The following is a 13,590-nucleotide window of genomic DNA, read 5'->3' as shown; positions in this document are numbered from 1 at the left end:
ACATGCATGCAGCCTCTCTCGTGCTGGGAGAGGCTGCATGGGCTATCAACCATCCGCCGCGACATCGTCCAGGAATGATGCCGTAGGCACGAAATACAGCGAACCGGTGACGGCTTTGCTGAAATCCAGTAGTCGATCGTAATTGCCGGGTGGGCGGCCGACGAACATGTTGTTGAGCATCTGCTCCATTCGGTGCGGAGATCGTGCATAGCCGATGAAGTACGTGCCGAATTCGCCTTTGCTTGCATCGCCGAATGGCATGTTGTCGCGCACGATGTCTAACTCCACCCCGTTTTCCACGATGGTCGTCAGCGCGTTGTGCGCGTAGCTTGGCTTTACATCGTCTTCCAGCTCGATGTCCTCAAGTTTGGTTCGGCCGATGATCTTCTCTTGCTGCTCGACCGGTACCGCATTCCACGCGGATAAATTGTGCAGGTACTTCTGCACGATCACGTAGCTGCCGCCGGCAAAGGCCGGATCTTCGCTACCGATGATGGCGGCCTCGACAGCGGCCTGATCCGTCGGATTCTCGGTGCCATCGACGAAACCGATCAAGTCGCGGTCGTCAAAGTAATTGAAACCGTGTACTTCGTCTGACGTTTCTACGGCGTCGCCGAGGCGCGCGATAATATATCTCGCCATGTCGAAGCACATGTCCATGCGTGTGGAGCGAATGTGAAACAAGATGTCGCCCGGTGTCGAAACGGCGTGGTGCACGCCTTTTATTTCGCGGAACGGGTGCAAGTCCTTCGGACGCGGTTGCCCGAACAGGCGATCCCAAGCATCGGAACCGAAGGCCATGATGCATGAGAGGCGGCTTTCGAGATCCCGGAAACCGACGGCGCGCAAAAGACCGGATAGATCGCCGCAAAGCTTGCGCACGGTCGCGCGGTGCTGGGGTTCGGGCTTCAACGTAACGACGAGAAAGATCGCCGCATGCGTAAGCTTTGCAACAACCGGCTGCTGAATCGTGGTGGTCACGATGGGTTCCTCAATGCGTCGTTTGCAGGAGTTTAGTCGCCGGCCCGCGGATTTCCATAGCGCACCGGTGAGGAGCGCCCAAAAAAAGACCCCGCCGAAGCGGGGTCTTTCTGGTTACGGGTTGAAGACTAAGCCTTATGCTTCGGCTTCTTCCTTGTACGCGTCAATCGGAATGCAGGCGCACATGACGTTCTTGTCGCCGTAGACGTTGTCCACGCGCGCCACGGGCGACCAGTACTTCTGCAGCCGCAGGCTCGGCAGCGGGAAGGCGGCGAGTTCGCGCGGATAGGCGTGCGTCCACTCCGTGCCGGTCACCATGGTGGCGGTGTGTGGCGCGTTCTTGAGCGGGTTGTCCTCGCGATCCAGGCGGCCGTCTTCGACGGCGCGGATTTCATCGCGGATCTGGATCATCGCGTCGATGAAGCGATCCAGTTCGTGCTGCGATTCGCTTTCGGTCGGCTCGACCATCAGCGTGCCAGCGACCGGGAAGCTCAGCGTCGGTGCGTGGAAGCCGAAGTCGATGAGGCGCTTTGCCACGTCTTCGGCGCTGATGCCGGTGCTGTCCTTGATCGGACGCAGGTCAAGAATGCACTCGTGCGCGACCAGACCGTTACGCCCCGTGTAGAGCGTTTCGTAATGCGGTGCCAGGCGCTTGGCAATGTAGTTGGCGTTGAGCAGCGCCACCTGTGTCGCTTTGCGCAGACCCTGCTGCCCCATCATCGTGATGTACATCCACGAAATCGGCAGGATGCTGGCGCTGCCGAAGCTGGCGGCACTCACCATGCCGACCGTGCCTTCGCCACCGAGCGTGCGTGGCAGGAACGGCGCAAGATGCGACTTCACCGCACAAGGGCCAACACCTGGGCCGCCGCCGCCATGCGGAATGCAGAACGTCTTGTGCAGGTTCAGATGCGAAACGTCCGAACCCCATTTGCCGGGCTTGGCCACGCCGACCAGCGCATTCATATTGGCGCCGTCGGTGTAAACCTGGCCGCCGTACTGATGCACGATCTCGCAGATGCGCACCACGTCTTCCTCGAACACGCCGTGTGTCGAAGGGTAGGTGATCATCAATGCGGCGAGGCGGTCGGCGTACTTTTCGGCCTTGGCGCGGATGTCGTCGATATCGACGTTGCCGTTACTGTCGCACTTGGTGACCACCACCGTCATGCCGCACATCTGCGCGGAAGCGGGATTGGTGCCGTGCGCCGATTCAGGAATCAAGCAGATGTCGCGCTGCCCCTGGCCGCGCGAACGATGATATTCGCGAATAGCGAGCAGGCCAGCGTATTCGCCCTGTGCGCCGGAGTTTGGCTGCAGGCTCACGGCGTCGTAGCCGGTGCATTCCACCAGCATCGCCTCCAGTTCATCGATCAGCTGCTTGTAACCCTGCGTCTGATCAACAGGGGCCAGCGGATGGATGTTGCCAAATTCCGGCCACGTCACTGGGATCATTTCCGCGGTGGCGTTGAGCTTCATGGTGCAGCTGCCCAGCGGGATCATGGTGCGATCCATCGCCAGATCCTTGTCGGCGAGCGAGCGCATGTAGCGCAGCAGTTCGTGTTCGCTGTGGTGCGTGTTGAACACCGGGTGTTGCAGGAACGGGCTCTTGCGCAGCAACGCAGCAGGCAATGCGTCGGGCGTGGCGGCGTCCAGTTCGTCGATGTCGCCGACGTCGGCGCTGAACAGGCTGGCGAGTGCCAGCACGTCGGCGCGCGTGGTGGTTTCGTCGAGGCTGATGCCCACACTTTGGCCGTGGATCTGGCGCAGGTTGATGCCGAGGCCTTCAGCCTTGGCATGGATCGCATCGGCGTCGACGTTGGTGACAAGCAAGGTGTCAAAGAAATCGTGACCTACTTCCATGCCGGCGCTGCGCAGTGCAGCGGCGAGGATGGCGGCAAGGCGATGCGTGCGACGTGCGATGCGTGCCAAGCCTTCCGGGCCGTGGTAGACCGCATACATGCTGGCCATCACGGCCAGCAGCACCTGTGCGGTACAGATGTTGGACGTGGCCTTCTCACGGCGGATGTGCTGTTCGCGCGTCTGCAGCGTCAGGCGATACGCCGGCTTGCCTTCCGCATCGATCGACACACCGATCAAACGACCCGGCATCGAGCGCTTATAGGTATCGCGGCAGGCGAGGTAGGCAGCGTGCGGGCCGCCGAAACCGAATGGCACGCCAAAACGCTGGGTGTTGCCGATCACGATATCCGCGCCCCACGAACCGGGCGAAGCGATCAGCGTCAGCGCAAGCAGGTCGGTGGCGACTGCGACGATGCCGCCGCGCGCATGCACCGCATCGGCCACCGCACGGTAGTCATGAATCTGGCCGAAGGTGTTGGGGTATTGCAGCAGCACGCCGAAGCTGTCGACCTTGACGGCGTCCGCCGCATCGCCGACATGCAGTGCGATGCCGATGCCGTCGGCGCGCGTGTGCAGCACCTCCAGCGTTTGCGGGTGCACGTCGTTGGCGACGAAGAAGACGTTGGACTTGGATTTGGCCGAACGCTTGGCCAGTGTCATCGCTTCACCTGCGGCGGTGGCTTCATCCAGCAGCGAAGCGTTGGAAATATCCATGCCGGTGAGATCGGCGACCATCGTCTGGAAGTTGATCAGCGCTTCCATGCGACCCTGGGAGATTTCCGCCTGATACGGCGTGTAAGCCGTGTACCACGCCGGATTCTCCAGAATATTGCGCAGGATGACGTTTGGCGTCAGCGTGCCGTAGTAACCCTGACCGATGTAGTTCTTGAACACCTTGTTCTTGCGCGCAATGGTGCGAATCTTCGCCAGCGCTTCTTCTTCCGTGATGCTTTGCGGCAGTGCGAGCGGCTGCTTGGATTTGATCTGGCCCGGCACGATGGCGTCGGTCATCGCTTCGAGCGAATCGAGGCCGATCGCGTGCAGCATCTGTGCGATCTCGGCATCGTTCGGGCCGATGTGGCGCTCGATGAAGGCGTGGTGGTGCTCGAGTTCGCGCAGCGAAGGGGAGTTGTTCTGGCTCATGGCAAGGGGCGTCCGAAAACGCGTGCATGCCGCACGCTAGGCGCCCCTCTGTCCTTTTGCCTGAGAGTTTGGAAGCGATGGAACTGCTTCGTGCCCCTTCGGCGCCGGATTTAACCGGTCTCTCCAGAGTCTTGTTCCACGGCGGTATGGGGCCTGAGCGATTACGGGCGTTGCGCCTTCGGCAGCGGGGGTTTACCCGCTTCTCCCACCATGAACATCAAGGGGGCAATTATACCTTGTATAGGCCCGTTCGCACTGCTATTTCCTGACTGGGAGGAGTAGCCTCGGGGCCCCCAACCTACGACCCCGTCATTCCAGCGAAGGCTGGAATCCAGTGCCTTTAACAGTCAGCCGAGTCAGCCTCTTCAAGCGCTGAAGTCACTGGATTCCAGCCTCCGCTGGAATGACGAATGGAATGACGTAAGCGAACCGTTATGAACAAGCCGCCCTTTCGCATCGAACAGCTCGATCACGTCGTACTGCGCGTTTACGACGTCCCCACCATGCTCACTTTCTATTGCGACGTTCTAGGCTGCAGCGTCGAACGCAGACAAGACGAAATTGGTCTCGTGCAATTACGCGCAGGCCATTCGCTGATCGATCTGGTGAGCATCGATGGAAAACTCGGCCGCCACGGCGGTGCGGGCCCTGGTACAAGCGGGCACAACATGGATCACCTATGCCTGAGTGTGGATGGCTACGACGAACAGGGCATCCTCGCGTATCTGAAAGCGCAGGGTGTCCACGTCGGCGACGTCGGTAGCCGCTATGGCGCCCAAGGCGAGGGGCCCTCGATCTATCTGTTTGATCCACAAGGCAACATGGTCGAACTAAAAGGGCCGCCGCACCGCCAGGTCAATCCTGCGTAGATGCCGCTGCGACACTCTGTTCAAAAAAACATGTGTCGAAAGTAAGGAATTTAACGTTTGTGAAAATTTCCTCGATATAATGGTCGTTCCCCAAGGCGCTTGATCCCCGTTGGCCGAATTGGCAACGCGCTGAATCAAGCGGTGCAGTCCCGCGGATGATGTCCCCCTCGGCATTCGCGTCAGACTGAGCTACAGCTTGCAGATGTCATTCGCGGATCTCGTGTGCGCGGTCGTGCGCACGTTGCCCTGATCCGGGCTGTCCCTAGTGCGGACATGGAGCTTGTGGACTGCGGCAACACCGGCAGTCCGATCACAGTGAAAGTATTCGCGGCGTTGCCTGCAACGCGGTGGCGTTTTTTTGCGCTGCCGCCAGGGCACGTGTGGCCATGGGAGGCCGAATCTTAGTTGCATCGCGCTGCCGAGGCGCTCTCTGAGCCATGGAATTGATAGGCGATTCTTCATGCGTTGCCAACGGCGATGGATATCGCTGCGCACGCTTGCAGTTTGAGGGTGTCGGTGTGTGTGATTCAGAACGTTCAAAGCAGTCAATCGATGATGAAAACGTTATCGACCCTGCGGCGGTCTCCGGCCGCGAAGTAGATGCTTTACTCACGAATCTGCCGTCAGCACACGATGTCTGCATCGTGCCTCGGACGGTGGGCGCTGTCGGCTCGAGCAATCGCGTGCGTGCATGGAGACGTCGTATGAGTGACCCAGCAAAGCGGGCGCGTCGCGCTGCCCGGGTGATTCGGCATATTCGTTTTGTGTATTTCGCGAATGTCGATGACGATAGTTTGTTTGCCGACTATCACCATGAGCTGGTCACTGCCGAAGTATTGATGGATCGCGTGCTCGCTGCGCGCGCGGCGGGCATGAAGGCGGTGCATCCGACCTTGACCAACGATGCCGAAGAGCAGCTTTTCGTGCGTCCTTTGCGTGGCAGCTTTACGCAAGTGACGCCCGAATACATTCGTTGGTACGGCCGTGACGGCATTCGCCGCGATCTGCCGATGGTGCGCGAAGACCTGGCGATCGAACTGATGGGCGAATACGCCTATACGTATAGCCACGCCATGGATATCGCCACGAACAACTCCGGCGCGCTGTCGCGCAACGATCAGTCGTGGTTGATCGCACGTTCGCGTGCACCGATTTCGTGTCGCCCGTTGCATGCCACGGAATTTCGCCAACTCGTCAAGGCGATTGAAGGGGCGTACAACGTGCCCTATGGCGATTCCACGGTGGTGCAGGCGAACATCGAAATCGCGCGTCGCGCTGCCGCCACGCTTGGTGCGGTAATGGACGAATATGTGGAAGTGCCTTTCCACACGCCGGCGCTCGCTGAAGCCTTTGCCGAGTTCCACCGGGCGCATCTTCAGCGCGTGGCGGATGCGTCGCGTATCGCCAGTCTGCTGCCGCTGCCGATCAACGGCATGCTTGGTTGGTTCAGCGCCAAGCGCGCACGCATTTACGCCGAAGTGCAGGCGCGTCTCGCGTCACGTTGACTTGAGAATCCTCTCCCATCGCGGGAGAGGAGTACAGAAATGTCATATTGCGCTGCACGAATCGATGTGCGGCGTTTTTTTGCGCCTGCCGCTTGAAACCACCCGTGCACATGCGCCCTTGAAATTATGACAATTTGCAACTTGCGCAAGGCATGTTGCTTAGCACTACATTTTTGCGAATCTTCCGTAAGCGATTGCTCCCCGCTTGGGCTAAAGTCACATGTGTCGCCATAGCGATGCTGCAGTTGTACCGTGCTCACACAAGGGGAGAGGTCGATGACTGTTGTGCCTGAAGTTGTACCCGCGTCCGGAGGATCGACGCCAGGATTGTTGGCGAGGGAGCGCACCATCGCAGGTCCGCGCTTCAATCGTTGGCTTGTGCCGCCCGCTGCTTTGGCCATCCATTTGTGCATTGGCATGGCCTATGGTTTTTCGGTGTTCTGGTTGCCGATGAGCAAATTGGTGCCGGGTGCGCCAAGTTGCGAAAACCTTGGCTTCTTCGCACAGCTGTTTGCCACCTCGTGCAACTGGACGGTTCCGGCTGTCACACATATTTTTGAAACCTTCATCGCCATGCTGGGTATTTCGGCGGCGATCTGGGGTGGCTGGCTGGAGCGCGCCGGGCCCCGTAAAGCAGGCTTTATAGCGGCGCTGTGCTGGGGCGGCGGCCTGGTGGTCGGCGGCATCGGTGTGTCGATGCATCAGCTGTGGCTTACATTCCTGGGTTGCGGCGTAATCGGCGGCGTGGGGCAGGGTTTGGGTTACATCACGCCGGTATCGACGCTGATCAAATGGTTCCCCGATCGCCGCGGTCTGGCGACCGGTTTCGCGATTATGGGTTATGGCGGCGGCGCAATGATCGGCGCTCCGATAGCGGTCGCCTTGATGGCGCACTTCGCTCACGGGGACGTTCCGGGCGTGTCCAGTACGCTCATCACCATGGGCGTTCTGTATTACATCGTGATGGCACTGGGTGCGTTCGGATTCCGCGTGCCGCCGAACGGCTGGAAACCCCTGGGCTGGAATGCGCCTACTGCATCGTCCAAGTTGATTACCCAAAACCATGTGCATTTGAATGAGGCCTGGAAAACGCCGCAGTTCTGGCTGATCTGGATCGTGCTGTGCATGAACGTGACCGCCGGTATCGGCGTGATCTCGATGGCAAGCCCGATGTTTCAGGATGTATTTGGCGGCCGCCTGCTCGGCCTTTCTCCCGACGTCACGCTGACTGTCGCGCAGAAAGCCGCAATTGCCGCATCGGCTGCCGGACTGGTCGGTTTGATCAGCCTGTTCAACAGCCTTGGACGCATCTTCTGGGCATCCAGTTCCGATTACCTCGGCCGCAAGGTTACGTACTTCGTGTTCTTCGTGCTCGGCATCGCCTTGTACTGCACCCTGCCAACGCTCGGACACCTGGGACTCGCCGCGATGTTTGTTATCGCCGTGTGTGTCATTTTGTCGATGTACGGTGGTGGATTCGCGACGGTGCCTGCTTACCTGGCGGACATTTTCGGTACACAAATGGTCGGTGCCATTCACGGGCGTTTGCTGACTGCATGGTCCGTAGCCGGTGTTGCCGGGCCGTTCCTGATCGCCGCCGTGCGTCAGGCGCAGCTCGATGCGGGTGTCGCGAAAAGTCTGGTTTATGACCGAACCTTGTACATCCTGGCGGGTCTGCTGTTCATCGGGCTGGTCGCCAACTTGCTGGTCAAGCCGGTTAAGGAAGCGCACCATATGACACCTGAGGAGCTTGCACGCGAACGCGCGCTGCAGCATGAAGCGCCTCAAGTGACGGCAAATGCAGCAGACGCCGCACGTGGCAGCTTCGGCGTAGTTGGCGTTGTTGCGTGGGCGCTGGTCGGAATCCCCTTCCTGATCGGCGTATGGATAGCGCTCAGCAAAGCCGCCGCATTGTTCTGAGGTCGAGTGCATGAAATCCGTCAAGAACGTGTCGTCGTTGCCGCCGATCGACGAGAAAGTTCGCGACGCGGTACTGGGCGTAACGACCCGGCTGAAGGATCAGCCGGGTGCGCTGTTGCCCGTGCTGCACGGTGTTCAATCCGAACTCGGTTATGTGCCGGAAGACGCCATTCCGCTTATTGCACGCGAAATGAATCTGTCGCGCGCAGATGTGCACGGTGTTGTGTCCTTCTATCACTTCTTCCGCACACACCCTGCAGGCAAGCGCGTGATTTACCTGTGCCGCGCCGAATCGTGCCAGTCGATGGGCGCGGTGAAGCTTGAGCAGCACGTCAAACAGCGTCTTGGCGTGGATTTTCATCAGACGACGAAAGATGGTGCATGGACGCTCGAACCGGTCTACTGCCTGGGCAATTGCGCGTGCTCCCCCGCCATAATGGTCGATGACGAATTGAAAGGTCGTGTCACACCCGAAAGCTTCGACGCATGGCTGCAGTCGGAGGCACCATGAGCGTGACGGTCTACATACCGCGTGACGCTAGTGCGCTCTCGCTAGGTGCGGAAGCCGTGGCGAACGCTATCGCTTCCGAAGCGGCCAAGCGCAACGCCGACGTACGTGTGGTGCGCAACGGTTCGCGCGGTTTATATTGGCTCGAACCGATGGTCGAAGTGGAAACGCCCGAAGGGCGAGTCGCTTACGGTCCTGTGCAGAAAAGCGACGTGGTGGGTTTGTTCGATGCCGACTTCCTGCGCGCGGGCAAGCACAAACTTTCTCTCGGACCGACCGAAGACATTCCGTTGCTGAAGAGCCAGCAGCGTCTGACGTTTGCCCGTGTCGGTATTGTCGATCCGCGCAGCCTCGACGATTACCGCGCGCATGGCGGATATCGCGGGCTGGACGCGGCCTTGAAGATAGAGCCAGCTGCCATCGTACAAGCGGTCGCCGATTCCGGTTTACGCGGCCGCGGTGGCGCTGCGTTTCCTGCCGGCATCAAATGGAAGACGTGCCTCGATGCGTCTGCCGATCAAAAATACATCGTCTGTAACGCGGACGAAGGCGACTCGGGCACGTTCGCCGATCGCATGATCATGGAAGGCGATCCGTTCGTGCTGATCGAAGGCATGACGATCGCCGGACTCGCTGTCGGTGCCACGCGCGGTTATATCTACCTGCGCGTCGAATATCCGCATGCGCAGCACGCGCTCGAAGCGGCGATCGGCGCGGCGCAAGTAGCGGGTTATCTCGGCGACAACATCGGCGGCAGCGGCAAAGCCTTCCATCTGGAAGTGCGCATGGCGGCGGGCGCGTATATCTGCGGCGAAGAAACGTCGCTACTGGAAAGCCTGGAAGGCAAGCGCGGGCAAGTGCGATTCAAACCACCGCTGCCTGCCATCCAGGGTTTGTTCGGCAAGCCTACCGTAATCAATAACGTGATTACGTTGGCAACGGTGCCGATCATTCTGGATCGCGGCGCTGCGTTCTATCGCGATTTTGGTACGGGCCGTTCGCGTGGCACGTTGCCGATACAGCTCGCTGGCAATATTAAACGTCCCGGACTGGTCGAGCGCGCTTTCGGTGTCACGCTGCGCGAGCTCATTGAGGGTTACGGTGGCGGCACGGCAAGTGGTCGGCCCGTGCGCGCGGTGCAGGTGGGCGGCCCGTTGGGCGCTTATATCCCGGTGTCGCGTCTCGATACACCTATCGATTATGAAGCGTTTGCTGCGATCAACGGCATGGTCGGCCATGGTGGCGTCGTCGTGTTCGACGACACCGTCGACATGGCGGCACAGGCGCGTTTCGCGATGGAGTTCTGCGCTATTGAATCGTGCGGTAAATGCACCCCCTGTCGCATCGGTTCCACGCGCGGCGTCGAAGTGATCGATCGTATGGTCGCGGGCAGCATCGCCGAGCGCGAGCGCAATGAAGTGTTGTTGCGCGATCTCTGTCAGACCATGCTCGCTGGTTCGCTTTGCGCACTGGGTGGCATGGCGCCGTATCCGGTGCTGAGCGCGCTCGATCACTTTTCCGAAGATTTCGAGGGTACGCCGCAACGCGCGGCGTCCTGAGGAGGTAAAACCTTATGCTGTCCATCGTCGAAATCGACCGCGGCACACCGCAAGTCAAATCCGACAAGATGGTTGTGCTGGAGATCGATGGCCGCAGCATCAGCGTGCCGGACGGCACCTCGGTGATGCGCGCTGCATCGCAGGCGGGTATCAGCATTCCCAAGCTCTGCGCGACCGATATGCTGGAAGCGTTTGGCTCCTGTCGTCTTTGCCTGGTTGAGATTGAGGGCCGCAAGGGCTATCCCGCCTCGTGCACGACACCCGTCACCGAAGGCATGAAAGTCAGCACGCAAACGCCGAAGCTGGCGGAGATTCGCCGCGGCGTGATGGAGTTGTACATCTCCGATCATCCGCTGGATTGCCTGACGTGTCCGGCGAACGGCCATTGCGAATTGCAGGATATGGCAGGCGTGGTGGGGCTGCGCGAAGTGCGTTATGGCTACGACGGCGAAAACCACGTGTATGCCAAAACGAAGCAGGGCGAGGCCAATCCTCACTTCGTTGCCAAAGACGAATCGAATCCTTATTTCACCTTCGACCCGTCCAAGTGCATTGTCTGCTCGCGCTGCGTGCGCGCCTGCGACGAAGTGCAGGGCACCTTTGCGCTCACCATCCAGGGGCGCGGTTTCGAGTCGAAGGTTTCAGCAAGTCAGGACAATCGCTTCCTCGATTCAGAGTGCGTGTCCTGTGGCGCATGCGTGCAGGCATGTCCTACCGCCACGCTGTCGGAAAAATCACTGATCGACCGCGGTCAGGCCGAACACAGCGTCGTCACCACCTGCGCTTACTGCGGCGTTGGCTGCAGCTTCCGCGCTGAAATGAAAGGCGAGGAAATCGTGCGCATGGTGCCCAACAAGGACGGCCATGCGAATCACGGTCATTCGTGCGTCAAGGGGCGTTTTGCCATCGGTTACGCAACGCATCCGGATCGCATCAACACGCCGATGATCCGCAAGAAGATCAGCGATCCGTGGCGGATTGTCAGTTGGGAAGAGGCAATAGCTTACGTTGCCAGCGAGTTCAAGCGTCTGCAGGCTACGTACGGGAAATTCTCGATCGGCGGTATCACCTCGTCGCGATGCACAAATGAAGAAACCTATCTGGTGCAGAAGCTGGTGCGTGCCGGCTTCGGCAACAACAACGTGGATACGTGCGCGCGCGTGTGTCATTCGCCCACCGGTTATGGCTTGAAGGCGACGCTGGGTGAATCGGCCGGTACGCAGGATTTCGATTCCATCGAGCAAACCGACGTCGTGCTGGTGATCGGCGCCAATCCGACGGATGCCCATCCGGTCTTCGGCTCGCAGATGAAGCAGCGTCTGCGCGCAGGCGCGAAGCTGATCGTCGTCGACCCGCGCCGTATCGATCTGGTGCGCACGCCTCATATCAAGGCCGATTACCATCTCAAGCTCAAACCCGGTACCAACGTTGCTCTGCTCGACACACTGGCGCATGTGATCGTCACCGAGAGTCTGGTTGACGAGGCGTTTGTCGCCGCGCGCTGCGAACCGGAGGCTTTCAACAAGTGGCGCGCATTCGTTGCGCAGGATAAATACAGTCCGGAAGCGATGGAGGCCCAGACCGGCGTTCCTGCTGCCACCGTGCGTGCGGCGGCGCGTCTGTATGCGACAGGCGGCAACGCTGCAATCTATTACGGTCTGGGCGTCACTGAGCACTCGCAGGGTTCGACATCGGTGATGGCTATCGCCAATCTGGCGATGGCGACCGGCAATATAGGCCGCGAAGGCGTCGGTGTGAATCCGCTGCGCGGTCAGAATAACGTGCAAGGTTCGTGCGACATGGGTTCTTTCCCGCACGAATTCCCAGGCTATCGCCACGTCGGCGACAAGGTAGTGCGCGGCCAGTTCGAAGCTGCCTGGGGCGTGTCTCTGCACGACGAACCCGGGCTGCGTATCCCCAACATGTTTGAGGCTGCCGTCGATGGAAGCTTCAAGGGGCTGTACATCGAAGGTGAAGACATCGCGCAATCCGATCCCAACACGCAGCACGTCACCGCTGCATTGGAGGCTATGGAGTGCGTGGTGGTACAGGATTTATTCCTCAATGAAACTGCGAAATTCGCGCACGTTTTCCTGCCAGGGTGTTCGTTTCTGGAAAAGGATGGCACCTTCACCAACGCCGAACGGCGCATTTCGCGCGTGTGTAAAGTGATGGAACCGAAGGGGCGTTACGCCGATTGGGAAGTGACCCAGCTGCTGGCGAACGCGATGGGTTATCCGATGCAGTACAAGCATCCCTCGGAGATCATGGATGAAATCGCACGACTGACACCGACCTTCCACGGGGTGAGCTTCGAGAAAATCGATCAGCTTGGCTCCATCCAGTGGCCATGCAACGAGGAACATCCGAACGGCACGCCAGTCATGCATGTGGATGAGTTTGTCCGCGGCAAAGGTCGTTTCATGTTGACCGAGTACGTGCCAACGTCGGAAAAGGTCAACGCAGTGCATCCGCTGATTCTCACCACTGGGCGCATACTGAGTCAGTACAACGTGGGCGCTCAGACGCGCCGCACCGCCAACGTGATGTGGCACGACGAAGACCGTCTGGAAATTCATCCGCACGATGCGGAGGAGCGCGGCATCCAGGATGAAGACTGGGTTGGCATTGAGAGCCGCGCGGGTCAAACCGTGCTGCGTGCACGCATCTCCGAGCGCATGCAGCCTGGCGTGGTCTACACGACCTTCCACTTCCCGGGATCGGGTGCCAACGTCATCACCACCGAAAATTCCGATTGGGCCACAAACTGTCCGGAGTACAAGGTGACTGCCGTACAGGTGACGCGCGTGAGTCAGCCGTCTGAATGGCAGAAGCGGTATCAGGCGTTCTCCGAAGAACAGCAATCATTGCTGGAGCAATCGCTGGATGCCGCCGAAACACCCTGAAGCGCCACCCGTCGGCAAGGGTTACGTGACGCGTCGCGTTGATCGCTATCGCCGCGGTGAGCATGAGCACACGAACGACGCCATCACCGAAGAAGTGCCGGTTGCGATGATCTACAACGACGTGCCGTTCGCTGTGATGATGGTGACGCCGCTCGATCTTGAAGATTTTGCGCTCGGGTTTTCGTTGAGCGAAGGTTTGATCGCAACGCCCGATGAGTTGCAAAGCATTGAGGTGCGTCCTCAACTTGAGGGCGTCGAAATTGCCATGCATGTATCGACGACGACCGTTGAAGATCGCGCGGGGCAGCGCGGCGAACGTTTATTGCCGGGACGCAG

The 13,590-nt window shown here is 59.7% G+C and carries 9 protein-coding genes and 2 riboswitches; of the genes, 7 read left to right on the top strand and 2 right to left on the bottom strand.

The window, feature by feature from the left end:
- Positions 1 to 45 precede the first annotated feature (45 nt).
- Both VK725_RS01235 and gcvP read right to left on the bottom strand, forming a co-directional pair.
- The gene (locus VK725_RS01235; protein WP_325316245.1) at positions 46 to 981 is read right to left on the bottom strand and encodes a Dyp-type peroxidase; all 936 of its coding nucleotides are present in this window, start codon (positions 979 to 981) and stop codon (positions 46 to 48) included.
- A gap of 135 nt (positions 982 to 1,116) precedes the next feature.
- On the bottom strand, positions 1,117 to 3,987 hold the full coding sequence (gcvP, locus tag VK725_RS01230; protein ID WP_325316244.1) for an aminomethyl-transferring glycine dehydrogenase: 2,871 nt from the start codon (positions 3,985 to 3,987) through the stop codon (positions 1,117 to 1,119).
- A 46-nt stretch (positions 3,988 to 4,033) separates the two neighbouring features.
- Positions 4,034 to 4,116: riboswitch (glycine riboswitch) on the bottom strand.
- Positions 4,117 to 4,119: 3 nt separating this feature from the next.
- Positions 4,120 to 4,205: riboswitch (glycine riboswitch) on the bottom strand.
- 216 nt (positions 4,206 to 4,421) lie between these two features.
- On the opposite strand from gcvP, the gene VK725_RS01225 reads away from it, so the two are divergent.
- From VK725_RS01225 to VK725_RS01195, 7 genes are all read left to right on the top strand, one after another.
- The gene (locus VK725_RS01225) at positions 4,422 to 4,856 is read left to right on the top strand and encodes a VOC family protein (RefSeq protein ID WP_325316243.1); all 435 of its coding nucleotides are present in this window, start codon (positions 4,422 to 4,424) and stop codon (positions 4,854 to 4,856) included.
- 704 nt (positions 4,857 to 5,560) lie between these two features.
- Positions 5,561 to 6,361: a hypothetical protein gene (locus tag VK725_RS01220; RefSeq protein ID WP_325316242.1), complete on the top strand. Its 801-nt coding sequence runs from the start codon at positions 5,561 to 5,563 to the stop codon at positions 6,359 to 6,361.
- 276 nt (positions 6,362 to 6,637) lie between these two features.
- The gene (locus tag VK725_RS01215) at positions 6,638 to 8,281 is read left to right on the top strand and encodes an L-lactate MFS transporter (RefSeq protein ID WP_325316241.1); all 1,644 of its coding nucleotides are present in this window, start codon (positions 6,638 to 6,640) and stop codon (positions 8,279 to 8,281) included.
- A 10-nt stretch (positions 8,282 to 8,291) separates the two neighbouring features.
- Positions 8,292 to 8,792, top strand: a complete 501-nt coding sequence (locus tag VK725_RS01210) for a formate dehydrogenase subunit gamma (RefSeq protein ID WP_325316240.1) — start codon at positions 8,292 to 8,294, stop codon at positions 8,790 to 8,792.
- Positions 8,789 to 10,348 carry an NADH-quinone oxidoreductase subunit NuoF gene (locus tag VK725_RS01205; RefSeq protein ID WP_325316239.1) on the top strand — a complete coding sequence of 520 codons (1,560 nt, stop codon included), beginning with the start codon at positions 8,789 to 8,791 and terminating at the stop codon, positions 10,346 to 10,348. Before VK725_RS01210 ends, VK725_RS01205 begins: the two co-directional genes overlap by 4 nt.
- A 14-nt stretch (positions 10,349 to 10,362) precedes the next feature.
- On the top strand, positions 10,363 to 13,254 hold the full coding sequence (gene fdhF, locus VK725_RS01200) for a formate dehydrogenase subunit alpha (RefSeq protein ID WP_325316238.1): 2,892 nt from the start codon (positions 10,363 to 10,365) through the stop codon (positions 13,252 to 13,254).
- Positions 13,235 to 13,590 (top strand): formate dehydrogenase accessory sulfurtransferase FdhD (locus VK725_RS01195; RefSeq protein WP_325316237.1); only part of this gene is annotated, 356 nt, incomplete at its 3' end. The genes fdhF and VK725_RS01195, both read left to right, overlap by 20 nt.

It is taken from the genome of Dyella sp., assembly GCF_035486915.1.
Lineage (GTDB): Bacteria > Pseudomonadota > Gammaproteobacteria > Xanthomonadales > Rhodanobacteraceae > Dyella_B.
This window is presented reverse-complemented; position numbering and strand designations above follow the sequence as displayed.